The following is a 22,953-nucleotide window of genomic DNA, read 5'->3' on the forward strand; positions in this document are numbered from 1 at the left end:
GAAGAGAATGGAATGATCCGACAGGTCCCTTACGAGGATCCGGAGCCGGATAAAAAAGACTGGAGAAAAAAACGAAATCGTAGTAATTAAACCTTAGATGAGACTGAGCGATACTTTTTTAGGCTATGGTCAGGCTCCGGATATGATCCGGAGACAACAGGTGGAAAATCCTTTCACCATGCCTCATATGATTTCCGAAACCGCTCGGATGGTTAAGGAATACAATGATACCCGAAAGTATGCGGTCGAGTTGTATTCCGACGTTTTTTCTCTTTCTCCCGAATCCAGGGAAAGAATGGCCTTTGCCAGAAATCAAAAAATAGACCAAATTAAGGACCGGTTAAAAACATACAAGCCGACCTCAGGAGATGGGAGCGATTCGGTGACTTATTCCGCCGACGGCCAAAAGGAGTCTAACGCACCGACCAATCGAGGTAAAATCGAATTTTTCGCCTAAACTTTTTCCGAAGGAATGTTGTTGGAGACGGTACCGGGAGAAAAAGGCATGGAATTATTTGCTGTTTTAGCGATCAACGCGTTCATTTCCGTAGTTTTATATTATACGATCACTTCGAAAGTGACCGAGAAAATTCGTACTCATATGCTTCAACGGATCAACGAAGAAATTCGAGATTTCGTGGACGAATTGGAAACGGAGTCACTCAGACAAGTGGATTTAATTGGTTCTAGGATTCTCACTTTTAAAGAGATGACTTCCAAGGTGGAGGAGCTTGTCAAAAGGATCGAACAGGCTACCACTCCGGATATTTTGGATAAGATTCAGATTCAAACGGAATCTCCAAACCCCTCCTCCGGTCAGGATTTTTATTCGTTAGCTTCCGATTTAATAAAAGAAGACAAGAAGTCTTTAAAAAGCCCAAACGTTACTAAGGTTCCCGGTTCCATTCAACAAGGAATCGGTCATATCTATAAGGAAAATTTGGATCTTGTAAGAGAAGAGGGCGAGGCGCCGACTGTACGGATCGATTTTGCTTCCGTTGTCCAAAAGAACACGGCACAAAATTCTTATATCCAAAAACCTAATGCGCAAAAAAATTCTAGGCCGCAAATTAAGTCCGAAACCATTTCCGAAGGTTCTACTTCCAATTTCGTTTTGGAGACGATCGGCAGGGGAGTTCGTAAATTTTTCGGAATTCAGGAAATCAGAACGATCCCCAAAGAGGATTCTTCCGCGAACGATTTTTTTCCGGGAACTCGAAATTCCACTTTGGATATTTCCCTGGATGAAGATCCTTTTTCTCCTGTTCAGGATTCCACGTTAAGTAACACTCCGGTTTTTAAGGATAATCTCAAACCCGCGGATTTCGGTAGAATTCTCCAGGAAAATATAACCGGTTACAAACCTCTCAAACCCGATTCCACTCGAATTTCAGCGGAAGCGGCGCTGCTTGAGATCGGAGAAGATTCCACAAAAATAGAGAAAGTTGTTTTCCTTTTAAAAAGAAAATATACTCATGAAGAAATTTCGGAAGTTTTAGATCTGGCGCTCGGCGAGGTGGATATCATTGAAAGATTTAGGTTGGACAGAAATAGGAGGTTCTGATGTCCCAGTTTAGCGTACTCAACGTAGGATTCGGGAATATCGTTCTGGTTTCTAAGATCGTTAGTATCATTCATTCGGATTCGGCGTCCGCCAAAAGGATTCGGAACGAGGCTAAGAGCAACAGCAGTTTGATCGATGCGACTCAAGGCAAAAAAACTCGTTCGATCATTGTGACCGACAGCAATCATCTCATTCTTTCCAACCTAAGAGTGGAATCTCTTGCCAAAAGAATCGAATCCAGCGATAACTCGATCGCTTCCGAAGAGGAAGATCTAGACTGAATTCTTCCAAACTTTTTGTTCTTTCTTCCGTTGCGGGAGGGGGGAAATCCACACTCATTCAAAAGCTCAGAGAAAAACATCCCGATATTCTTTTCTCGATTTCGTGTACTACCCGAGCTCCTCGCCCGGGAGACAAGGAGGGAGTTACGTATTTCTTTCTAACAAAGGAAGAGTTTAAGAAGGGAATTGAGGATTCCATGTTTTTAGAATGGGCTCTCGTTCACGATCAATACTATGGCACTCCTTTGAAATTTATCGAAGAGGCCTTTCAAAAAGGTTCTTCCGTGATTATGGATATAGACGTTCAGGGAGCCAAAATCATCAAAGAAAAGCTTCCGGGAAGGATCGTGACGATTTTTATTCTTCCTCCGAACGAAAAGGAATGGGAAAGGCGTCTTCGAACTAGGGGAACTGATTCGGAAGAAAGTATTTTGAAAAGAATCCGAAACGGTAAGTCCGAGTTGGAACGTCAAAACGAATTCGATTATAAGATCGTAAACGACGATCTGGATCAGGCTCTTGTAGATTTGGAGAAAATCATTCTTTCGAAGTTCTAAATAAGCGACTGCGTTTGACAGGAGGCTAACTCGTCGTAATTCCTACAAAATCATTTATCTTTCAGAATAATGACCTTACAATTCTTCAGAGCCGATCTAGTTTTAGGGGAGGCGAGCAGTTTCCTTGCGTCTTCTGCCGCGATCACCGGGTTCACGGGATAATGACCTGTGACACTTAACGCAGTTACGTAGTAGGGTTTGATACCGGCAATTCGGGAACGGAACGCTTCCTCCGGAGTTTTCATATAACTTACATAACCGTTTTGAACCGCGTTTTCCTTGGAAACGAAATAGGGAGAATAAAGGCTGTTTCCTTCTTCCGAAAGAATTTCCGGAAATAAAGCGGTATCCAACTCCAGGTGTCTGGCGTCCACGATGAGAGAAGTGAATTCCGCGGCCAACGTAGGAGCCGGATATTCCGGAAAACTTTCCGTATTGTAAGGAAGAAAAACGTAATTCAGAATACCTCGTTTTCCTTTGAATTGAATGAGGCCTTTTGCGATCGTCCGATTTTCCACAAAGTTGACCGTTGTAAACATCGGTTCGATCTCGAAGATTTGGTTGAAGATTTCTCGAAATAAGGAATCTTCTTTGATCTTTTCTCGAAGAGTAAATTCCGAATCTAATTTCAGAGTATCTATTTTTCGAAAAAGAAATTTTTTAAGCTCTTCCTCCGCGTTTAAAGAAGCTTTTTTTCTTGCTTCGGTCAGGTTTTTTGCGGTGTTTTCTGCACTCCAATCCGGATCTTCTACGGAATAGGTCAGTTTCGGAAGTTTGAAGGAAAGAATTTTTTGAATCTCCCCCTTTTTCCAGTCAATCACTGTATCCGTATAATCTCTACTCTCAAAGGAAAATGGTGTTTGAATCGGAATCCAAAAAAGAAGAAGTAGAAAAAATCGAACTGTGGAATTCATCTGGGTTCTCAAAAAGTAGAAGTACGTCTTCTACTTATTTCGGCAGATTAGAGAATTCTCTCTTTAAATCTTCCCGATTCTGAACCAATTTGGCGGGAGGAAGGGACTTCAAAAGATCCTTTCCATAAGATTTTGTGAACATTCTCGGATCCAAAATAGAAACAATCCCCGTGTCCGTACCGGAACGGATCAAACGCCCGAATCCTTGTTTGAGAACCGTGCAAGCGTATGGAAGTTGTAACTCCGCAAAAGGATTTCCGCCGGATTCTTTTAACTGTTCGCTTTTGGTTTCCAAGACCGGATTGTTCGGAACCTGAAACGGAAGTTTGGCGATGATGACCGATTTGAGTTTGTCTCCACGGATATCGATTCCCTGCCAAAACGTAGAAACTCCGAAAAGTACGCTGTTGGGGGTTTCGAGATACATTTGTTTGGCTCCGTCCGGCCCCAGATCGGATTGGGAAAATAGCGGAAGATCGGTATGGGGAGAAATCGCTTCGTAAACCAGCTTCAAGGACTTAAAAGAAGTAAACAGAACGAATGTGTTTCCATGAGTCAGTTCGATGAGCCAAAGGATTTGTTTTGCAAGATCGGCATGATAACCGTCCGGATCTCCTACCGGATCCCGAATTTCTTTCGGAACATACAAAAGAGCGTTCTTTTGATACGGAAAAGGAGAAGGAACTGTAAGATTGGAAGCCTGTAAGTTTCCGATCTTTTTTTGAAAGTATTTAAAATCGTTTCCGGATGTGGAAAGGGTTGCCGATGTAAACACGATCGACTCCATTCGAGAGGCGAATAAGTCGCGGATGATCTCGTCCGGACTCAAAGGTTCCATACAAATTTTATAATAGATTTCTTTTGAACTCTGATCGGGAGGCTCGATCCAATACACAAGATTCGGATCGTCCACTTGACGAAAAGTTTCGAGACCGGTTGCAATTTCGTTGATCCTTCCGACTAACATCTCTAAGGCGAGGGCGGATTCTTTTTCCGAGATGTCTTCGCTATCCTTGGACAATTTGGAAAGATGTTTCTGGAGGATTTCGGCGATCTCGGCAAGTACCGCGGCAAATGCGCCTCGATCCAACTTCAAAGGTTTTTTGATTCTTTGAGGGCTATAAAAATTCAGAGGGACTTCTCCAGAAAGCGCGTTGAAAAAAACGGTTAGAGTTTCGCCCGCCTTTGTGACTAAATCCTTGAGAAGGTTCGAGGAAATCGAAACCGCAACTCCCGTGTTTTTATTCGGAAGCCAAATCTGTTGCAGAAGTTTTTGGATTTCCTGAGAACGAATTTCCTGGCGAAAAGAAGAACCGATGATATCTGGAAAGTTATGCGCTTCGTCCAAAATCACTCGATTGAATTCGGGAAGAATATTGAAATCACTCGCGATATGCGCCGCCAAAAGGTGATGGTTTACGATTAGAATGTTACAGCGTTTCCATTTCTCCCTTTCTAAAAAATAATAAGAATGAGAAAAGTTGGGACAATTTCTTCCGAGGCAATTATCCGCCTCTCTTGTGACTCTGCTCCAAAAATCGTGGGAAGCCGTTCCTGTAAACTCTTGTTTTCTTCCGGACTCGGTGGTTTTAATCCATTGGTTGAAAGAATTCAGATGAGGAATCATCTCCGGGCCGAAGGTTCCGTCTCGCAACACGTGATTTGTCTTTCTTTTGCACACATAGTTGGATGCGCCCATTGCGACTTCCGCTTTTAGATCCGTTCCTAAAATTTTGGAAACCATCGGAATATCTTTTAAAAGGAGCTGCTGTTGAAGGGATTTAGTTTCGGTGGAAATGACGACTGGTTCTTCTTTTTCGATCGAAGCAAGCGCCGCGGGGATCAAATACGCGAGAGACTTACCGACTCCCGTTCCTGCCTCTGCGATCAAATGAGTTCCGTTAAAGAGAGAATCTTCTATCTTTTGGGAAAGTTGAATCTGGCCTTTTCTGGGTTCGAAATCGTCCCAGATTGTGGAAAGTTTATCAAAGTATTCTAAAGAACGATTCAATGGTTTCTGGTTTTAAAAAGTTTAAAAATGCAGAATACGGCAAGGCTACTCACCAAAAACAGGGAAAGAGTCATGATCGAAACACCCTGCCAAGTCAGGCCTTCTTGCGCTAAGAATATCATTTTGAATTTACTCTATTTTCTTTATATTTCAGGGCGTAGTGTACGAGAAGCACAATCAAACTGAAGACGATCAGAATTCCGAAAAAAACGGATCTTGAGATGAGCGCTTTCATACGGGCCGTTTCTACGGAAGTTCCCTGAGCGATTGCCTGTGAGATCATAGTATCCACGCTCATTCTTTCAAAATGGCCGGGAAGATTTTGGATGAGAAAGGCGATAAATACGACGAGTAAAAACGCTGGAGTTATGTATTGAATCACGAACCAAAAGAATTTAGGAAGTTCAAAATGAGAACCTTCGTTTCCGTCTTCGATACCTTTTTTGGCTCCGATTTTCCAACCAAATAAGAAAATTTGAATACTTGCAAGTATGAAGATCAGAATGGTCCCGACCCAAAAGTCGGCGAGTTCGAGAGCCTGAAAGTTTTGATTGAAGTATAGAATCGGAAAACAAAGACTCGCGGTAAACAGGAACAAAATCAGACAGGAAGTCCGTCTTCTAAGTCCGAAGGATTCTTCCAAAAATATGATTCCAGGTTGTAACATCGTAACCGAAGATGTGATTGCCGCGAGAAAGAGAACGAAGAACCAAATTGCGCCGAACCATTCTCCGCCGGGCATCAAAGAAAAAACGGACGGAAGCGCGATAAATCCCATACCGAACGTGCCGAAGTCGTTGATCGAAGAGCCTAAGAAAAGAAAGGCGACCGGGATCGTAATCATACCGCCGATTGCAACTTCTACGAATTCGTTTAAGGAGGCGGCGGAAAGAGAGGAAAGAACTACGTCGTTTTCTCGTTTGAGATAACTTGAGAAGACAAGTGCGATTCCGAAACCAGCAGACAAAGTGAAAAAAATCTGACCCGCCGCGGCGATCCAGACCTCGGATTTTAAAAGAGAGGGCCAATCCGGATTCCACATTTTTCCGAGACCAATCTCTATGTTGTCTAACGTAAGTACTCGAACGAGAATGATCGCGGAAGAGATCAACATTAAAGGAACTGCGATCTTGGCGAAAGTTTCGATTCCTTTGGAAATTCCGCGATAGACTAGAGCGAAGTTGAGAATAAAACAAGTGATCGTGGCGTAAAAGATTTTACCGGAAATTGCGTCCCCATTTTGTCTGGCTCCGGTCAGATCCAAATAGTAATTTCCCGCGGCTTGAATGATTTGGGATTGAGGGGCGTGCCCGTTCGTGTTGAACTGAATCTGTCCGGTTAAAAATTCAAAAGAATAAGCAAGACACCAGGCTTCAATGAAAATGTAATATATGTATATGAGAATGGGGATCGTAATTCCGATGGCTCCCACGATTCGGAGGGGAAAGCCGGATAAGAAACTTTTGAACAAAAAAGGGGCGCTATGACCGGTGCGACCTCCCATTCTTCCCATAATCCATTCCGTGACGCAGACTGGAATTCCGACAAGAATGAAGCTGATGATGTAGGGAACCATGAAGGCTCCTCCGCCGTTTGCCACCGCTTGTCCGGGAAATCGGATGAAATTTCCGAGGCCGATCGCTCCACTTGCCACGGTGAGGATGAGTCCAGTTCTGGATTTCCAGCTTTCTTTTGGGGGTTCTTTACTCATGATGTTTTTTTGTAAAACGCACGTTAAACCCCTCACTGTCAAAGGAAAAGTAGATGGTTTTACAAAAAACGGGACATAAAATGGGTGAGATACTATTGATTCGATCTTAGAGCTTAGGATGACTCGATTGGGCCTTCCTTCCGATTTACAATTTCCTACTTATGGAATGTCGGTTCAAGATTCGGAGTTTGACATAGCGATGTGAAAATGATACCTAATCTCGAATTTATTCCTGCGGTTGTTCCCACATTCTAGAAATGAATATAGGTTGCCTATTAAAATGGGGATGTCAATATGGCAGAAAATTGAGATTTTTTTAGAATCAGAGAGTCTAAATTCTAAATGAGAAAGTAAATCTTCCTTTGGAGAATTAGGAAATGAAACTAGATAAACTCACTGCAAAATTAAATGAAGCGTTGCATAACGCACAAATTTCCGCCGAAAAGTCGGGAAATCCGGAAATCAGCGAAGAACACATTCTCAGAGAAGTTTTGGTCCAGACCGACGGACTTGTTCCACTTTTGATTTCAAAACTCAATCTAAATCCGAAATCCTTTCTCGGAAAAACCGAAGATGCACTGAGGCGGCTTCCGAAAGTCGGAGGAACTTCTGACGTAGGATTTTCACGTTCCGCGGTTTCTCTTTTGAAAGCCGCGGACGAAATTCGTAGGGAACTGAAAGACGAATATTTATCCACAGATCATGTTCTTCTCGGGCTTATGAAAAACGGAACCGGACCATTGAAGGAGGAATTTTTAAAATTAGGATTAGAATATTCTAAATTACTTAATATTACTTTGGAAAATAGAAAGGGAAAGACGATCATGGACGATTCACCGGAAGGAAAAACAGACGCTCTTGCGAAGTATGCAAAAAATCTAAACGAACTCGCCAAACAGGGAAAACTCGATCCGGTTATCGGAAGGGACGAAGAGATAAGAAGGACGATTCAAGTCCTCTCCAGAAGGACGAAAAATAACCCGGTTCTTATCGGAGAACCCGGAGTAGGTAAGACCGCGATCGTAGAAGGACTTGCGAACAAGATCGTTCAAGGAGAGGTTCCGGAAGGAATCAGGAATAAAACCCTTTATACCCTGGATCTTGGTTCAATGATTGCGGGAGCCAAGTACAGAGGGGAGTTTGAAGACAGATTGAAAGCCCTTCTCGACGAAGTTAAGGCCTCGGACGGAGAGGTCATTTTATTCATAGACGAGATTCATACTCTTGTAGGCGCCGGGGCAACGGAAGGTGCATTAGACGCTTCTAATATGCTGAAGCCAATGCTTGCCAGAGGAGAACTCCGATGTATTGGTGCGACCACTCTGAAAGAATATCAGAAATACATCGAAAAGGATGCCGCTTTGGAAAGAAGGTTTCAACCCGTTTACGTAAAAGAACCTTCCGTCGAGGAAACGGTTACGATCTTAAGAGGACTCAAAGGACGTTACGAACTCCATCATGGAATTCGAATCCTTGATTCCGCGTTGATTGCGGCGGCTACCCTTTCCAATCGATATATCGCGGATCGTTTCCTCCCCGATAAAGCGGTGGATTTGATCGACGAAGCGTCTTCTAAGATGAGAATCGAGATCGACTCCATGCCAGAAGAATTGGATCGCGCGAGTAAACGGATTCAATCCTTAAAAATCGAAAGAGAGGCGTTGAAAAAAGAGCAGGATCCCGCTTCGAAAGAAAGATTGAAATCACTCGAAAAGGATCTTGCGGAACAAGAGCAGAATTTTCAAACCTTGAAGGCGAGATGGGATTTGGAAAAATCCAAAATCTTGCGATTGAAACAAATTAAGGAAGAGATCGAAAAGTATAAAAACTTAGAAGCGGACGCGGAAAGAAAAGGGGAAATCAATCGAGTCGCCGAAATCCGTTATGGAAAATTAGTTGATCTGCAAAAAGAATTCGAAGCCGCAAACGAAGAATTAAAAAAACAAGAAGGAGCCTCTCGGCTTTTGAAAGAAGAAGTCTCCGAAGAAGACATTGCGAACATTGTCTCTCGTTGGACCGGGATTCCCGTATCCAAGATGCTTCAAGGAGAAAGGGCAAAACTTCTTTTGATGGAAGACGCTTTGAAGACAAGGGTTATCGGCCAGGATCACGCTCTCAAACTCGTATCCGAAGCGGTACAAAGATCAAGGGCTGGGATTGCGGATCCGAATCGACCGATTGGAACTTTCTTATTCCTGGGACCTACGGGAGTTGGAAAGACGGAAACCGCAAAGGCTCTCGCCGAATTCTTGTTCGACGATGTAAATGCGATGCATCGAATCGATATGAGCGAGTATATGGAAGCGCATTCTGTCGCACGACTTATTGGAGCGCCGCCCGGTTACGTGGGATACGACGAAGGAGGACAACTCACCGAAGCGGTGAGAAGAAGACCATATTCTCTGATTCTATTCGACGAAGTTGAAAAAGCGAACCCGGATGTATTCAACATCTTTCTTCAAATTTTAGATGAAGGGAGATTGACCGATGGAAAGGGGCGTAACGTTGATTTCAAGAATACAGTGATCATTCTCACTTCCAATATCGGATCGGACATTTTGGGTTCTTTCGAATATAGCACCGAAGAAAAAGAAAGATTAGTTGAAGAACGTCTGAAAAAACAATTCAAACCAGAATTTTTAAACCGAATTGACGAAGTGATTCTATTTCATTCAATTTCAAATTCCGTGATTCACAAGATTGCGGACATTCAGTTGGAAGCGTTGAAACAAAAGGCGAAGGAGAACGGTTTGGATGTTCAGTTTACGGACGAATTGAAGGACTATGTTTCTAGAGCCGGTTTCGATGCCGAATACGGAGCTAGGCCTCTGAAACGTTTGATCCAAAGAGAGGTTGGCAACGCTCTCAGTCGTTACATTTTAAATGGTAAATTTTCGGACGGACAAAAAGTGACTGTGGATTATAAACAGGGAAAAGTGAACGTAGTTTAAACTGGAGCCGATTGTTTTATTGTGGAACTCTCGTTTTGGGTATGTGAAATACTTGGATGCGATTACTTCTTGTAGAGTGTGTTATTTCTCAAACAAGGATTGATTCATACCTAAATTTTTTTTATACGATAAACAAGTAGGTTCCGAGTCCGGTAGATCTTGTATTCTTATTCATCCTTTTACTGTTACATTCGTCCTGAGAATTCTACTCGTTACTTGAATGAGTTCTCCTTTCTGAAGAATGCTCATGTGTTTGGCTTGGATGTGATCTGTGAGAGCTTGCTGGGGAAGTTGATGAGAAAAAAGGTGGGGCCGATCCCCGTCCTCAAAAACCTTTGGTCCAAATTGATTCGGTCGTTCGGTCGTCGGTACAACAGGTACCTAACAAGTGTGGACACTTGTGTAATTAATACGAGTTGGTTTTTGGACTGAGAAGTCTTTCGTATTCGCTTGAGATCATTTGACCGAGTTCGTCCCGGAACGACTTTTAATCTCGCCCCTTTTTCCGCACAGAACATTTGCCAAAATACGATATTAGCGTGGTGTTCAAGCCAAGTGATTATGATCTCGTCTCCTTGCCTATGTCCCCCAGGTTTTAGAGACAAGAGGCGGACGAATACGATTTCTTTTGTGGAAGAAGCGTTTAAAAATCGCGCGGTTTTTTCTCTTACCGCTTCATAAGCGGCAGCTAATATGTGCGCGCCTCTATGAATATTCGAATTTTCGCGCTCGTAAAACGCAGAGATTCGATCGATTCTTTGAACTGCTTTCCGTTTTTTGAATGTCGGAAATAACTAGTTGACTAAAGTCAAAAAATCTGTTAGTCCGTACTGACAATTTACCGCAACAATCAATGGGGCCTTAGGAAGTACCCAGATCGAAATCCGTTTCAAAACGGTTCGACGCGTGAAAATTACGGTGAAAGGAGTACTATGTTCACTTCTCACAAAATTAGTTCGGAAGTAGCCGATCTCAATCAGAAGTTTTTAGATAGGCTCTTCTGTAGAGCGATATCTAAGCCCGAACTCGTTCTAATTATAAGAACCCGTCTCAAAAGAAACTCAAGAATTTCACTTCCTAAGGGGCGTTCGATGGGAACAGGTTCTTGCAGCTTGATCTTTCTGATAAAGTATAATAGAGTTTTGGGACGCGCTGTAAATTTAGTCGGAGCGGGTCACCGTCAATTCCTATATAAAAGAGGCCATCCGAGCCTTTCGTATCAAAACTGCCAATACGGGGTTCCAGGCGACTGAGATGATTTTAAAAACATAAATAAACATCTTCAGTTTTTAACGAACGAACACTTAGGTTTTGATTATGCGTAACAGAACAGGATCGAAAACGTTCAAGCGACAATTTCATTTTATCTATCGTCAAAGCCTGAGTAAGAATCTTTATTTTAAATCGATTCTTACTTTGTATCGGTGCTAAGATGTTAGAATTTGCGAATAGAGCGTCACAGGCTTCACGGATTCTTGTCGTCGAGGACGAAAGGATCGTAGCGCGTGATATTCAAGAGATTTTACAGAAATTCGGTTACACTTCGATTGGTCTTGCGACTAACGGAGAAAAGGCGATTCAGATGGCACGGGAAATTCGCCCGGATCTTGTGTTGATCGACATTGTTCTCGGCACCGGATTTATAGACGGAGTTGAAACTGTCGTCAAGTTAAAAGAGATACTGGATGTTCCGGTGATCTATGTGACCACAGACAGCGACGAGGCCACTCTAAAAAGAGCGCGTGTAACGGAACCGTTTGGGTATATTCTCAAACCGGTGAATGTTCGAGAACTTGAGATCACGGTTGAGATGTGCCTCTATCGGCATAAGATGGAGAAACGTTTTCGTGAGGATGCAAGCTGGTTGACTACCACTTTGAGTTCGATAGGAGACGGAGTGATCGCTACCGATTCGATTTCCAGAGTTAAGTTTTTAAACCCAGTTGCGGAAGCCCTTTTGGGAATGAACGAAAAAGCGGTTCGAGGTAGGATAGTGGATGATGTAATGCATTTGAGAGACACGAAAGGTGCAATCATTCAAAATTTAGTTTCTTATGCTACGATCAATCAGTCGCCCGCCGTTTTTGAACACGTGATTCTTTCCGGCTCCAATGGACGAAGTACTCCCGTTATCTGTACGGTAGCTCCGATTCATGATACGAACGGAACTTCTCACGGTTGTGTTTTCACCTTACGGGATATAAGCGAACTGTATGCTAAATCGCAAGAACTCAGCAAACGAATGGAGGACGTGGAACAGGCAAAACGTCTGTTGGAGAAATATTTTCCTGAAAACTTGGTGGACTACCTCGTCGATGAAAAACGGCAAACGGAACTTGAAGGGAAGAATGTTCAAGCTACGATGTTATTCTGCGACGTTCGAAATTCCACGGGGATTGCCGAAATGTTGAATCCGGACGAGTTCGCGGCTTTTTTGAGCGAGTTGTTTACGGGGCTTATGGATATTACTTACGCGAACGGAGGCTCGGTAAATAAATTACTCGGAGACGGACTTTTGATTACTTTTGGCTGTCCTTTCCCGGAAGAAGAGGATACAATCAATTGCGTTCGATTGGCTCTGCAAATTCGAGAGTATCTACGCGCGTTCAATGATAATCGAAATCCAAAAATTGTCAGACCCGTGGCGATGGGAATCGGGATTTCGACGGGGAACGTATTCGCAGGAAACATAGGTTCTCCTCGACACATGGAATACACCGTGTTAGGCGATGCGGTCAATACTGCGAGCAGACTGGAAGCTCTTACGAAAACGACGGGTCATGATATACTTTTGGATTCTTTTACTTCCGATTTTATTCGTCATGAAATCAACGTCGAAGCAGTCGGTACATTTTTACTACGAGGTAAAAAGGAACCGCAAGAAATATTCTTCCCGGTTGGTATGTTATGAAAGATCGCCACGCTTCGTCCAACGCTGGTGAGAGATGTTGTCGGCCTAACAGGGCGGAGGGTGCGGATGCAAAATAGCAACGAAGGCAAATTGCTTGAAATGAGACTTCGTCCTATTTGGGCGGAGATAGAACGGGCAAGAGAAGAGTGTCGTAATTTTTTGGAAGAGCTGGGTTCATCGGACGAAACCAGGGACGCGCTTTGTATGATCGCATCCGAGATTCTTGAAAACGCGATCAAATACGGCCACTTCACAAGTGAAAGCCAAGAGTTTACTTTTAAATTAGAATCCGGTAAGGATGGAATGCTTGTGCAAGCCTGGAGTCCTCTTCCTTCCGCGGGAATCGTAGAAAATCTACGCCGCCTCGATTCTATCATTCAATGGATTCGAAGTTTTCAATCTCCGTTTCAAGCTTATTTAGAAAGACTGAAACTTGTTGCAGGACAACCCTTGGAAGACAATGAAAGCGGGCTAGGGCTCATTCGTATCGCTTATGAAGGTGAAGCAATTCTTGATTTTTATGTAAACGAAGATGATATTCTCTATGTATCGGCCCTACAACCGAAAATAGATAGAGAGCAGGTGGTTTAACATGAGCTTGAACAATCAGATTTTTTCGGAAGACCAACTTCAACTAGAAGTTGTGGATGGCGACGAGATTCTAATTCGTTGGCTCGGAAAAAGTGTGCAGAGAAACCCGAGTCAGTTCATCATACCAACGTTGTCAGACGTAATGAAACGAGGTAGTAATCAACACAAAGCGGTAATCTGGGACTTTAGAGAACTTGAATATATGAATTCTTCTACGATCACTCCCGTGATTAAAACTTTGGAAATGATTAAAAAAGGAAACGGCAAGGTAAAACTCATCTACAACAAGACAAAGAAATGGCAGGACTTAAGTTTTTCCGCTCTACGTATCTTCGAGACGAAAGACGGAAGAATTCAGGTCATAGGACAATAGTTTATATGATCGTCGAACATACCATCGTCGGTTTGCTCCAAACGAATGGGAACATTACGAATGTAGAAGTTTGCGGACATTCGCGCTATTCTTTTCAAATTCGGCTTCCAAAGGCGCCGCCATACATCGTTCCATTTAACGCCGACGGGTTTACCATCGAGTTGGATGGAAAAAGAATCGAACTCGGTAGATGTAGAATGCTTCCCGTTAAACATGCGGCTACTTCCACCGCTCTTCCTCAGTATTTGGTATTGCTTCTCGACGATACCGTAGACGTGGCCGATCTGATCGGCAAAAAGAGATTCACCGTATATGACACCGGACTTTTTAATTTGCAATTGATACTCAATCAAAAAGAAAAAGTGAATCAACGTTTTAAAGAATACAGCGCCAACCTCACGTTCGAATTGAACGTATATAAACAATTCTTCGACGATTTGGATCGGAAATTTTTAAAAGAACCGGGACCGGTTCAGGAACATTTGCATCAGATGATTCTGGAGCGGGAAGGCCAGGCGTTTATGGAGTTTTTCGAATCCAAAGTATTGGAACTCCAAGAACAAACAAAAAATTTCTCAAAGGACGAAAACGAAGCGCACGGATTTTTTTTCAGAAAACAAGTCTGGGATTTTATTCTTCATTCCGCTTTTATGTTGCGGACGAATTTAAAACCTCGCGGATATGCGGGAGACTACGAAATGATGAAGATGATTTATGAAAATGAAATCATGGGTAAATCTCTTTTCGCAAGGTTGTTGCACAGTTATCCTCTACAAATTCCGGCCGCAAATGCGGTACGTAATCGGCGCAGGATGATCGCGAATCAAATTCGGGAGGCCGTAGAAAATCACGGCAATGCCGATTTTCGAGCTATGTCCGTCGCTTGCGGTCCTGCGGATGAAATCGGAGAGGCTTTCAGCGATATGGTCGAGTTGAAAAAAATTCACTTTACCTTACTTGATCAGGATATGGAAGCGCTTCGAGTTGCGATGAATACGGTGAATCAGCTCGAACTTGAAAAAGGAATTTCGATTCACGTTAGATACATCAACGATTCCGTACGTTCTATGCTTCGTATCCGAGATCTTCCCGGAGCTTGGGGAAGATTTGACTTTATCTATTCGATGGGACTTTTCGATTATCTAACTCCTCCAGTTGCAAGGGCGGTACTCGCGAGACTTTTCGAGATGCTCAGGCCAGGCGGTAAGTTAATTGTAGGAAACTTTCATGTCAGTAATCCTGATAAAGCGTTTATGGAGTATTGGTTGGACTGGGTTCTGTATCATAGAACGGAAGAAGAAATGTTAGAATTGGCTTCCACTCTTCCGGGACATAGTCGCATCTTTTTCGAAAAAACCGGATGCCAGATGTTTCTGGAATTGCGGGCGCCTAACGGTAAAACGGTTTAAAAGTATGCAGTTCACACTCAAAGACAAAGTAATTATGGATCCGAAGGTAAATGATGATTTTGAAATATACCTTCAGGGAATCGTCCGCGAATGGATGCAGGTACTTACGCTACTTTGTATGATTCTCATTCCATTCTTTCTACTTTTGGATTATTATACACAACCTCCGCATTTGCATCTTCGATTCGCGATTTATAGAGGTGCGACGACGGTTCTCGTCATCATCGAATATCTTTTGATTCGTTTTACACATCCCAATCGTTCCTATCCTATGCACGGATATATCATTTCCTCCATGATCAGTCTGATGATCGTTTTAATGACCGTGGATTTGGGAGGGTTTAATTCGAGTTACTATGCCGGTCTGATGCTCGTGCTTATGGCGGTGAACATTCTTCTTTCCTGGCGTCCGATCCATTCCGTGGTCAACGGATTTCTTGTGTTGTCCATTTATCTCGGTTTTAATATCGTAGAGGATCAACCCTTCGATCCGAGAATCATCGTAAACAATCTTTTCTTTCTCGGATCCACCATCATCATCACCGCCGCGATCTCTTGGGTGAGATTCAAACTCGTTCGATCCGAATATCTTTTGAGAGCCGAACTCGTGGGGACCAATCAAAATTTGGATAACTCTCGCGCGGAAGTGCTTCGAGCCAGAGACGCTCTCTGGGGTGAGATGCAGTTAGCCAAAATGATACAAACGGCTCTTCTTCCACGTAAGACAAGCATAGGACGTTACGAGGTGGCGGCTCTTATGGTTCCCACAGATTCGGTGGGAGGAGATTATTACGACATCATCGATGCGCCTAACGGAGAAAAGTGGGTGGGAATCGGAGACGTTTCCGGTCACGGAGTGGAATCCGGATTGATTATGATGATGGCTCAAACCGCGATCCAAGCAATCGTTCAACAAAAGAAAATGCTCAATCCTTCCGAAGTATTGAATGAGGCCAATCGAGTCATTAAGGAGAATATCGCGCGTTTGGGGACGGATCGTTATATGACGATGATGCTCTTTCGACTGGAAGACAATTATTTAGTCGTGTCCGGAAAACACATGGATCTGATGATCTATCGCGCCCAAGAAAAGAAAGTGGAAATGATTCCCACGACCGGTTCTTGGCTTGGGATCGTCGACAACTTAGGAGACGTTTTGGAAGACCATAGGGTTCCTATGTCCGTTGGAGATATTGTACTTTTGTATACGGACGGAATCACGGAAGCCCGCAATCAATCCGATGAGCTGTTCGGAGAAGAAAGACTGATCAAATTGCTTGAGTCAAACGCGAAACTCCCCCTTAGACAACTCGGAACTGAAATTTTTTCAAAGGTAACCGATTTTGAAAAGGTTCAGAGCGACGATATGACTATTTTATTGCTTAAGAACAAAGGATAAAACGGATTTACTGACGTTGCCGTTACGAAACAAGTCTCACAGTCTTCAATCTAAAAACTGGAAGATTCCGGATTATAGGTTGTTTATAGATGCGTGTGACATCATCGTTTCCGATCTTAACACACGGACTAAAGTTTCGATTTGATTAAACGTAATATTATCGTATTAAAAAAGATAAGATTATTCAAAAACAAACGTAACCACCCAATGAACCCCACCTTCCACAACCGTAAAAATCTGTTAAACTCCTTTTGATGAAAAAACCGACTATCGACTGGCCAAAAGAGTTTGATGACTTTTCCAAAAGCGGACTTTCTCAGTCTCAGTATTGCAAAGAAAGACGGCTAAATGGAAGTTCCTAATTCTGTTGTAAACGTTAGCTCTCCTTCCGGGTCTGAATTTTTGACTCTAAAAAAAGATTCTTCGGGCAAGGCACATCTTCCAATGAATCTTCGGTTTAGTCTCGGCGTATGGAGCTAAGTCCGGGAAATAGAAAAGTGTATTTGCGACCTGGAGTCACAGATTTAAGAAAGTCGATCCATACACTTGCGATCATCGTAGAAGGTAAAATGAAAAAAGATCCCTATTCAGAGAGTCTCTTTTTATTCTGTAATCGTAAGAAAGACAAACTGAAAATGCTCTACTGGGACAAAAGCGGATTTTGTCTTTGGCAGAAGAGATTGGAAGAAAGTAAATTCCCATAGTCGAACACGGAAGAAGAAGTTCTGAAAATCCCGGTAGAAAGATTTCATTGGTTATTGAACGGGATTGATTTTTTCAAGGAACACAAGAAACTAAAATATCAGAAAGTAAGCTGAAAGGATTGACTAATTTCGGAATCAGACGAAAAGTAAGACGCCATGTCTTTGGATATGAACTCGCTACCGGATGACGTAGATGAACTCAATAATATATTTATATTATATAATAATAATATACTATCAAAAAGAATTAAAGCATCAAAAACAGAAGGAAGTCGAGTATCGGGAAGAATTACGACTCCGACGTTTAAAAGAGGCCGACCACCTCGACCAAATCGAGAGGTTAAAGATCCAGCTATTCGGAAGAAAAACGGAGAAATGGAGCCAAATCGAGAAAGACCAAGGGATTCTATTTAACGTGAGTTCGGCCTAAGGAGAGAGTAAAAGTTGTAAATTGTCTTTGGATCTCAAATTCAAAGAAGTTTTTTTTGGAAAAAAAGAAAATGCAACTAACCCGCTTAATAGATTAACAACCCAATTGAAAAAGCTTCGATGTCTAGTATGTTGAATCTGACAAATATTTTTAAGTTCATCATTTACGGATTCAATGATAGCTCTTTTTCTTAAAAGAATTTTATCAACTAAGGGCATTCATTTATTTTTCATATTCTTTTTAAGCTTTGTAATGAGTTGAATTCCTTTTTCATAAAGACTTTCAAACAAAGATTGACTGATATAACCTCTATCTCCGAAAAGTTTATCGTGAATATTCTTAACAAGTGGAAAAATCACTTTCGAATTCCTGTCGTCGACGTTTCCAGGAGTAATCATAAATGATAATATTTCACCTTGATCATTTACGATTAAATGCAATTTAAAGCCATAAAACCAGCCTGTGCTTGATTTCCCTCGTTGTGCAGTATCTTTAAATACTTTATGAGAATGGATTCTTCTGTTGTCGCATACTCCAAAGAATCGTAGAATCAATGAACGATATTCCGGAACATTTTCCCAGACAAGAATTTGATAGAAAGGAAGCTATGACAGATAACGCGTTAGGCATCAGTTCAACAAAACGATTGTAACTTACAGCTTTTGGAAATTCCGATTTTAAATTCTTTTTTATTTCTATCAGATAATAATTTTTAAATTCTCTATAATGAGAAAGATGAAAACAGACAACAATCGTTGCTACTTCACTCAGGCTTAACTGAAATTTTCGGTTTCTTTTTCGAACCACCGGACAAAAGTATTTTCTCGTTCCAGTTTATTTTTTGTTGTGTACAATAATCGTCTATCGCACAAAATATCTCTGTCAGATCCATATTTAATCCTTTTCTTGCTGGAAATTTGGTTCAATATGTGATCTGGCGCTTTTCTGTACAAGATCTTTCTCTGTTTTCCTCCTTAGGCCGAACTCACGTTATTTAACGAAATAGAAGTTCCTTGCAAGAAGATTCTCCGAAACCCGAAGGAACAAGTTTTTTTACGCCTGTCAAAAGCCATACGAGAAAAAAGACGGGAAGAAAACCGTTTCCTGAGTATTTTCCCAGAATTACAATGTTACACGACATTCCCGAGTCTGAGAAAACTTGTTCTTGTGGTCATGGGCTGACTCGAATCGGAGAAGAAAAGTCGGAGAAGTTAGACATCATTCCTGCGAAGATCCAGGTTGAAGTTCATGTTCGTCCTAAGTATGCTTGCAAACATTGTGAAGGGACTTCCGATGAAACTCTTTCAGTTGTTCGAATCTCTCCGTTCACCATCTTCGACTGCGGAAACGGTCTTTTGTCTGTAAAACAGATAACGCATTTCTTACGCGGTCAGAGCCTTTTTGTCGTTCCACAAAACGGCGGGCAATTCGGATTCATCCAGCCACTTCGCCAAAGGTTTATTCAGTTTTTCTAATGTTTTTGCGATGGAGATTCTTCGCTTCTCGTCTTTGAGAGAAAGTTCCACAGGCGTTTTTCGAAGAACATTCAATGCGATATTTCAAACGTCGTCGTTTTTCTCCGTTTCGATCAAAGGTTCGAGAATTGATCGCGTTGGGAGTGTTCAACAAACTGAGTACGAGCGCTCCCGCCTCTCTTGCGTGCGCCAACTTTTCGCGCAAACGTTCGGACGCCATCGGGATGACCGCATTCTCCGGTAGCTTACGCATACTTAATTTGCAAATTTCCGATTCGCTCCATTTATAACCGATTTGGGTATAGCAGAGGCGCTTTTGCAATTCCGAACGAGCTCTCTTTCGTGCGCGGCGAAATTTCAGCCGCCGGTAGTCATGAGATCGTTTTCAGCGATTGGCCCAACCTTTCTGGCGGAGGTATTCCTCGAGTCGCGACAGGCCGGGATGTAAGGCGCGCAGACCGGGTAGGAAGGCACGAAACCCTCGCTCGAAGATCTCGAATCGGAAGATACCTGCGAGATCCGCGTCCATTTCGGCCAGCGCGTCGAGGCCCGCCGGGTCTCCGGTGAAAGTCACCGGACGACCCATCACACGTGCGAACGTGCTCGCGATATCGCGCATGGTCATCTCGTCACTGGCCACATCGAAGCTGCATCCGATGAATTTATCCGGCTGATCGAAGGCTATGGCCACGAACGCAGCCAGATCCGCGACCGCGCACATCATTAGCCGAGTGTCCGGGTGGAACGGCAGATCGAGTCGGCCGCTCTGCAACGACTGGGGCATGCCCCACGCTGGATTGTCGAAGTTCTCCATGAAGAATACCGGCCGCATGACAGTAAGAGGGATGCCGATCTTACGAGCGTATTGCTCGACCGCGAACTTGCCCTGATTGACCGCGAGTTCCGGAGCCACCGTGACCCCACCACCGGTTGATTGGATGAAGTGCTGGACGCCGGCCTTCCGGGCTGCGTCGAGGAGATTCTTACCTTGCCGGATCTCACCCTCGGTACCGAGTTTTGTCGCCGGAAAGCCCTGCCAGAAGTTCTGAATGCCAAATACGCCGTAGGCTCCTTCGACTGCGCTGTCGATCGAAGCTCGCTCCTCAAGATCACCGAGATGCAAATTAATTCCTATGCTGGCCAGAGCACGTGCGGCGGGACTTTCCAGATCGCGGCAAAGAGCGCGCACCTTATAACCGCATTCGCGTAGCTTACGAGCCACGGCGCCACCCTGATTCCCTGTGGCGCCAACCACTAAAATATCGCGTTCAGGCTTGCCATTCATGCGAGACCTCCCTACTAGTTTGTAGACCGACATATTCCGATAACTTGCGCAGTACGCGGATGCCGCCCGGAGTTTTTGTCATCGTCAGCGGACGTAACGACACCCGTACGCGCAGCTCCGTGGCTGGTTCTATCATCATTTAGGGCGAAAGTCTAGCTTCACTCGATGGCCTGGCAATCAGAAAAAACGTTATATGAGCAAAGAATAACGGTAACCGGCTAATCAAATACTGTTCTGGTAAATCTTGGGAAAAGGAGCCGCTTGGAAGGATTTACCAGAATTCAGGGAGACTCTATTTTATAGGGATCAAGTAGTAGGGTATGGGCTATTTTATTTTTTTTGCAATATCATTCATCATGTCGATTTGTACTTTTTGAATTTCGATCAACTCATGTTGTTGATGGATGATCAGGTGATCGATTTTTTCGTGCAGCATTCTGATCTCTAATTCTGATTTTAAGTTGATCATATAGTCTTTCTTCGCGCGATCACGGTCTTTTTCCTCCTGGCGGTTTTGGCTCATCATGATAATGGGAGCTTGCAGTGCCGCAAGGGTGGAGAGAAGCAGATTCAGTAAAATGAATGGATAAGGATCAAACGGTTTGGCCGAGAGGAAGAAAACGTTCAGGGCAATCCAGATTAAAAGAAAACTGGTGAACGATAGTATGAACGTCCAGCTTCCACCAAAGGTGGCTACACGATCGGCCAGACGTTGGCCGATGGTTGCGCTAGTATTAACATCTTCAATTTTGTCGACAAGCGTGTTTCTATTTTTAAGTGAATCGAGCACGGTGTCCTCCAGTTCAGACAGCTCTCCAACCTCGTTGACCAGGTATTCACTGATGTAGTGTTGCCGATAGATGTTTAACTCTGTTAGTGAACAGCTCTTGTCAGCGCTAAATTCCGGATACTCCTTTTTTATCACTGCTAAAACTGAAGGCCGAATTGTTTGGGCAGATATCTTTTCACTTTTTGGAAATTCTTTTTTTGAAAGATCGCTTATAAATGTTTCCATTCTGGTAATGTAGTTTTATCAAATGTGGAACTAAAACTATTTTTTCGTACAATTTCAATCGGCTAATAATTTCTGACAAAAATCGGGATTTCGGCTAAAAACCATCACTATTACGTCTCAGCGGCAATCTATTTTTATACTCAGAAGTCAGTCAGTTTAACCCTGCGTATTGTGGAGGTAGAAAAATTCAGTTACGATAACACAATCATGAAAGCGTTCATGATCGTCACCGTTGTATTCGGACTTGTTGGTATGTTGGTTGGTCTTACTGCAGTCATTCAGCTCATTGATTCGATCTTTAACTTTGATACACAACGTTTGGGCGCATTCGTCCGTTGCACACCAATGTCATCATTTTTGTGTTTGTCAGTAATGTGATTTTTGCGGGCGGTGTACTATTCAATACAGCGATTGCTAAAAAGTAATCGCCCAATGGACTTACAATTACTCACAAGTAAGAATTTCCTGTACCGCTTAAAGATCGAATTTAAAATGACTTTCGATCAAACGAAGGAGTATTGCTGATTTCTACATAATAGAGTGTCTAAAATTCTGCGTCTAAACGCGGGATTTGCGCTCAAATGAACGGTACTCTATTTTATAGCATAACCTTACCCACAAGTACTTGGATCTCAAGATAAATCTGTCGGAATTACGACAAATCCTCTGTGAAACTTACGCCCCACAACGCGCCCTAAACACCGACCCATAGGAAGGTGTTTGCTGAGTTTTCTTCGAGCGACCCATAGGGAGTTGAGACATTATTATTCCGATAAACAATAATCGGAATTCAATAAATTGCTCTCTACGGATCGCAATTTAGGAAGCGTTGTGCCTGAGTTTCCCCGTGTTTGGCTCGGAGGAGCCTGTTGAAAAAGAGATGCAAAATTTGTGAAGCTGCTAGATTTGCGTAATGGCAAAGTTCAAGAACACGGACCCGAATCAACTTAGGATGCATTTTTAGATTTTCAGGAATTGATCGGAGAGGGACATCCGATCCACGGATTTAAGAAAGTTATAGATCGTTTAGATTTTGAGAATTTTGAAAAGAATTACCAAAACGATGAAACAGGTCGACCTGCAATATCACCTAAGAAAGTAATTTCAGCACTTTTCTATTCGATATTAATCGGAAATCTCTCGATGAGAGAACTGTGTAGGTTATCGAAACTCAGAGCCGAGTTGATCTATCTTAAAGTGGTTTTATCGGCTTTGAAACGATTTCCATCGACGGAACGAAGATCAAAGCGAACGCAAATCCTGACGATATTGGAGACTTACTACTCGGACGCATGAAAATGATACTCGAAAATAAACGGTCGGTTTTGCAAAAGTACAACGGTTCTCAAAAATTAAGTCAAATCGGGAAATC

The 22,953-nt window shown here is 42.9% G+C and carries 20 protein-coding genes and 7 pseudogenes (1 of these 27 running past the window's edge); 18 read left to right on the forward strand and 9 right to left on the reverse strand.

What is annotated here, in order from left to right:
• The 5 genes and pseudogenes from LEP1GSC062_RS10870 to LEP1GSC062_RS21695 form a co-directional block, all read left to right on the forward strand.
• Positions 1–90: pseudogene (locus LEP1GSC062_RS10870) on the forward strand (FapA family protein) (it extends 1,897 nt beyond the left edge of the window).
• 7 nt (positions 91–97) lie between these two features.
• Positions 98–457, forward strand: a complete 360-nt coding sequence (locus tag LEP1GSC062_RS10875; RefSeq protein ID WP_020984239.1) for a hypothetical protein — start codon at positions 98–100, stop codon at positions 455–457.
• 48 nt (positions 458–505) lie between these two features.
• Positions 506–1,564 carry a hypothetical protein gene (locus tag LEP1GSC062_RS10880; RefSeq protein WP_010577836.1) on the forward strand — a complete coding sequence of 353 codons (1,059 nt, stop codon included), beginning with the start codon at positions 506–508 and terminating at the stop codon, positions 1,562–1,564.
• Positions 1,564–1,845, forward strand: coding sequence for a DUF370 domain-containing protein (locus tag LEP1GSC062_RS10885; RefSeq protein ID WP_002556443.1), 282 nt, complete (start codon positions 1,564–1,566; stop codon positions 1,843–1,845). The genes LEP1GSC062_RS10880 and LEP1GSC062_RS10885 overlap by 1 nt, the downstream gene beginning before the upstream one ends.
• Complete coding sequence (locus LEP1GSC062_RS21695) at positions 1,842–2,402, forward strand: guanylate kinase (protein WP_078124288.1); 561 nt, start codon at positions 1,842–1,844, stop codon at positions 2,400–2,402. Before LEP1GSC062_RS10885 ends, LEP1GSC062_RS21695 begins: the two co-directional genes overlap by 4 nt.
• A gap of 50 nt (positions 2,403–2,452) precedes the next feature.
• Here LEP1GSC062_RS21695 and LEP1GSC062_RS10895 read toward each other — a convergent pair whose 3' ends face one another.
• Genes LEP1GSC062_RS10895 through LEP1GSC062_RS10905 form a run of 4 tightly spaced genes read right to left on the reverse strand, consistent with a single transcriptional unit; the run spans position 2,453 to position 7,038 of the window.
• Positions 2,453–3,316, reverse strand: a complete 864-nt coding sequence (locus LEP1GSC062_RS10895) for a hypothetical protein (RefSeq protein ID WP_010577838.1) — start codon at positions 3,314–3,316, stop codon at positions 2,453–2,455.
• A gap of 34 nt (positions 3,317–3,350) precedes the next feature.
• Complete coding sequence (locus tag LEP1GSC062_RS10900) at positions 3,351–5,327, reverse strand: ATP-dependent DNA helicase (protein WP_010577839.1); 1,977 nt, start codon at positions 5,325–5,327, stop codon at positions 3,351–3,353.
• Positions 5,324–5,449, reverse strand: coding sequence for a hypothetical protein (locus tag LEP1GSC062_RS25295; RefSeq protein ID WP_020984217.1), 126 nt, complete (start codon positions 5,447–5,449; stop codon positions 5,324–5,326). Before LEP1GSC062_RS25295 ends, LEP1GSC062_RS10900 begins: the two co-directional genes overlap by 4 nt.
• Positions 5,446–7,038 carry a sodium-dependent transporter gene (locus LEP1GSC062_RS10905; RefSeq protein ID WP_010577840.1) on the reverse strand — a complete coding sequence of 531 codons (1,593 nt, stop codon included), beginning with the start codon at positions 7,036–7,038 and terminating at the stop codon, positions 5,446–5,448. Before LEP1GSC062_RS10905 ends, LEP1GSC062_RS25295 begins: the two co-directional genes overlap by 4 nt.
• 377 nt (positions 7,039–7,415) lie before the next feature.
• On the opposite strand from LEP1GSC062_RS10905, the gene clpB reads away from it, so the two are divergent.
• Positions 7,416–9,989, forward strand: coding sequence for an ATP-dependent chaperone ClpB (gene clpB / locus LEP1GSC062_RS10910; protein WP_010577841.1), 2,574 nt, complete (start codon positions 7,416–7,418; stop codon positions 9,987–9,989).
• Between the two features lie 156 nt (positions 9,990–10,145).
• Positions 10,146–10,399, forward strand: a pseudogene (locus LEP1GSC062_RS25840) (hypothetical protein); the annotation flags it as partial.
• Between the two features lie 36 nt (positions 10,400–10,435).
• Here LEP1GSC062_RS25840 and LEP1GSC062_RS25845 read toward each other — a convergent pair.
• Positions 10,436–10,744, reverse strand: a pseudogene (locus LEP1GSC062_RS25845) (aminotransferase class V-fold PLP-dependent enzyme); the annotation flags it as partial.
• 177 nt (positions 10,745–10,921) lie between these two features.
• Between LEP1GSC062_RS25845 and LEP1GSC062_RS10915 the strand changes: the two are divergent.
• The 9 genes and pseudogenes from LEP1GSC062_RS10915 to LEP1GSC062_RS25850 all read left to right on the forward strand — a co-directional run.
• Positions 10,922–11,242 carry a hypothetical protein gene (locus tag LEP1GSC062_RS10915; protein WP_010577842.1) on the forward strand — a complete coding sequence of 107 codons (321 nt, stop codon included), beginning with the start codon at positions 10,922–10,924 and terminating at the stop codon, positions 11,240–11,242.
• A gap of 179 nt (positions 11,243–11,421) precedes the next feature.
• A complete protein-coding gene (locus tag LEP1GSC062_RS10920) occupies positions 11,422–12,900 on the forward strand; it encodes an adenylate/guanylate cyclase domain-containing protein (RefSeq protein WP_010577843.1) in 1,479 nt (492 codons plus the stop codon).
• 66 nt (positions 12,901–12,966) lie between these two features.
• Positions 12,967–13,491 carry an ATP-binding protein gene (locus LEP1GSC062_RS10925; RefSeq protein WP_010577844.1) on the forward strand — a complete coding sequence of 175 codons (525 nt, stop codon included), beginning with the start codon at positions 12,967–12,969 and terminating at the stop codon, positions 13,489–13,491.
• A gap of 1 nt (position 13,492) precedes the next feature.
• On the forward strand, positions 13,493–13,864 hold the full coding sequence (locus LEP1GSC062_RS10930) for a hypothetical protein (protein ID WP_010577845.1): 372 nt from the start codon (positions 13,493–13,495) through the stop codon (positions 13,862–13,864).
• 5 nt (positions 13,865–13,869) lie between these two features.
• Positions 13,870–15,273, forward strand: a complete 1,404-nt coding sequence (locus tag LEP1GSC062_RS10935; RefSeq protein WP_020984260.1) for a class I SAM-dependent methyltransferase — start codon at positions 13,870–13,872, stop codon at positions 15,271–15,273.
• 4 nt (positions 15,274–15,277) lie between these two features.
• Positions 15,278–16,672 carry a PP2C family protein-serine/threonine phosphatase gene (locus tag LEP1GSC062_RS10940; RefSeq protein WP_010577846.1) on the forward strand — a complete coding sequence of 465 codons (1,395 nt, stop codon included), beginning with the start codon at positions 15,278–15,280 and terminating at the stop codon, positions 16,670–16,672.
• A gap of 254 nt (positions 16,673–16,926) precedes the next feature.
• A pseudogene (locus tag LEP1GSC062_RS25550) lies at positions 16,927–17,152 on the forward strand (hypothetical protein).
• A complete protein-coding gene (gene tnpB / locus LEP1GSC062_RS21710; RefSeq protein ID WP_078131934.1) occupies positions 17,143–17,376 on the forward strand; it encodes an IS66 family insertion sequence element accessory protein TnpB in 234 nt (77 codons plus the stop codon). The pseudogene LEP1GSC062_RS25550 and the gene tnpB overlap by 10 nt, the downstream one beginning before the upstream one ends.
• A 156-nt stretch (positions 17,377–17,532) precedes the next feature.
• Positions 17,533–17,791, forward strand: a pseudogene (locus LEP1GSC062_RS25850) (IS66 family transposase); the annotation flags it as partial.
• An 11-nt stretch (positions 17,792–17,802) separates the two neighbouring features.
• Here LEP1GSC062_RS25850 and LEP1GSC062_RS21715 read toward each other — a convergent pair.
• Positions 17,803–18,698 (reverse strand): annotated as a pseudogene (locus LEP1GSC062_RS21715) (IS982 family transposase).
• 98 nt (positions 18,699–18,796) lie between these two features.
• Between LEP1GSC062_RS21715 and LEP1GSC062_RS10965 the strand changes: the two are divergent.
• A pseudogene (locus LEP1GSC062_RS10965) lies at positions 18,797–19,131 on the forward strand (IS66 family transposase zinc-finger binding domain-containing protein); the annotation flags it as partial.
• Positions 19,132–19,264: 133 nt separating this feature from the next.
• On the opposite strand, the gene LEP1GSC062_RS23635 reads toward LEP1GSC062_RS10965, so the two are convergent.
• The 3 genes from LEP1GSC062_RS23635 to LEP1GSC062_RS10980 form a co-directional block, all read right to left on the reverse strand.
• Positions 19,265–19,603 (reverse strand): hypothetical protein, encoded by a 339-nt coding sequence (locus tag LEP1GSC062_RS23635; RefSeq protein ID WP_162142165.1) that lies wholly within the window; start codon positions 19,601–19,603, stop codon positions 19,265–19,267.
• Positions 19,604–19,666: 63 nt separating this feature from the next.
• Entirely contained in the window at positions 19,667–20,566 is a 900-nt protein-coding gene (locus LEP1GSC062_RS10975) for an NmrA/HSCARG family protein (protein WP_010577852.1), read from the reverse strand.
• Between the two features lie 325 nt (positions 20,567–20,891).
• Entirely contained in the window at positions 20,892–21,581 is a 690-nt protein-coding gene (locus LEP1GSC062_RS10980; RefSeq protein WP_020984222.1) for a DUF1003 domain-containing protein, read from the reverse strand.
• A 975-nt stretch (positions 21,582–22,556) separates the two neighbouring features.
• Between LEP1GSC062_RS10980 and LEP1GSC062_RS10985 the strand changes: the two genes are divergently transcribed.
• Entirely contained in the window at positions 22,557–22,877 is a 321-nt protein-coding gene (locus LEP1GSC062_RS10985; RefSeq protein WP_020984243.1) for a transposase, read from the forward strand.
• Positions 22,878–22,953: the final 76 nt, after the last annotated feature.

The organism is Leptospira alexanderi serovar Manhao 3 str. L 60, assembly GCF_000243815.2.
GTDB classification, from domain to species: domain Bacteria; phylum Spirochaetota; class Leptospiria; order Leptospirales; family Leptospiraceae; genus Leptospira; species Leptospira alexanderi.

What these genes read in the sequence shown, in the direction of transcription:
- LEP1GSC062_RS10975 (WP_010577852.1), bottom strand. Translation starts at nt 20,566, where the DNA reads ATGAATGGCAAGCCTGAACGCGATATTTTAGTGGTTGGCGCCACAGGG.
- LEP1GSC062_RS10980 (WP_020984222.1), bottom strand. Translation starts at nt 21,581, where the DNA reads ATGGAAACATTTATAAGCGATCTTTCAAAAAAAGAATTTCCAAAAAGT.
- LEP1GSC062_RS10880 (WP_010577836.1), top strand. Translation starts at nt 506, where the DNA reads ATGGAATTATTTGCTGTTTTAGCGATCAACGCGTTCATTTCCGTAGTT.
- LEP1GSC062_RS10875 (WP_020984239.1), top strand. Translation starts at nt 98, where the DNA reads ATGAGACTGAGCGATACTTTTTTAGGCTATGGTCAGGCTCCGGATATG.
- tnpB (WP_078131934.1), top strand. Translation starts at nt 17,143, where the DNA reads ATGGAGCTAAGTCCGGGAAATAGAAAAGTGTATTTGCGACCTGGAGTC.
- LEP1GSC062_RS10915 (WP_010577842.1), top strand. Translation starts at nt 10,922, where the DNA reads ATGTTCACTTCTCACAAAATTAGTTCGGAAGTAGCCGATCTCAATCAG.
- LEP1GSC062_RS10920 (WP_010577843.1), top strand. Translation starts at nt 11,422, where the DNA reads ATGTTAGAATTTGCGAATAGAGCGTCACAGGCTTCACGGATTCTTGTC.
- LEP1GSC062_RS10930 (WP_010577845.1), top strand. Translation starts at nt 13,493, where the DNA reads ATGAGCTTGAACAATCAGATTTTTTCGGAAGACCAACTTCAACTAGAA.
- clpB (WP_010577841.1), top strand. Translation starts at nt 7,416, where the DNA reads ATGAAACTAGATAAACTCACTGCAAAATTAAATGAAGCGTTGCATAAC.
- LEP1GSC062_RS10940 (WP_010577846.1), top strand. Translation starts at nt 15,278, where the DNA reads ATGCAGTTCACACTCAAAGACAAAGTAATTATGGATCCGAAGGTAAAT.
- LEP1GSC062_RS10905 (WP_010577840.1), bottom strand. Translation starts at nt 7,038, where the DNA reads ATGAGTAAAGAACCCCCAAAAGAAAGCTGGAAATCCAGAACTGGACTC.
- LEP1GSC062_RS10935 (WP_020984260.1), top strand. Translation starts at nt 13,870, where the DNA reads ATGATCGTCGAACATACCATCGTCGGTTTGCTCCAAACGAATGGGAAC.
- LEP1GSC062_RS10895 (WP_010577838.1), bottom strand. Translation starts at nt 3,316, where the DNA reads ATGAATTCCACAGTTCGATTTTTTCTACTTCTTCTTTTTTGGATTCCG.
- LEP1GSC062_RS10925 (WP_010577844.1), top strand. Translation starts at nt 12,967, where the DNA reads ATGCAAAATAGCAACGAAGGCAAATTGCTTGAAATGAGACTTCGTCCT.
- LEP1GSC062_RS25295 (WP_020984217.1), bottom strand. Translation starts at nt 5,449, where the DNA reads ATGATATTCTTAGCGCAAGAAGGCCTGACTTGGCAGGGTGTTTCGATC.
- LEP1GSC062_RS10885 (WP_002556443.1), top strand. Translation starts at nt 1,564, where the DNA reads ATGTCCCAGTTTAGCGTACTCAACGTAGGATTCGGGAATATCGTTCTG.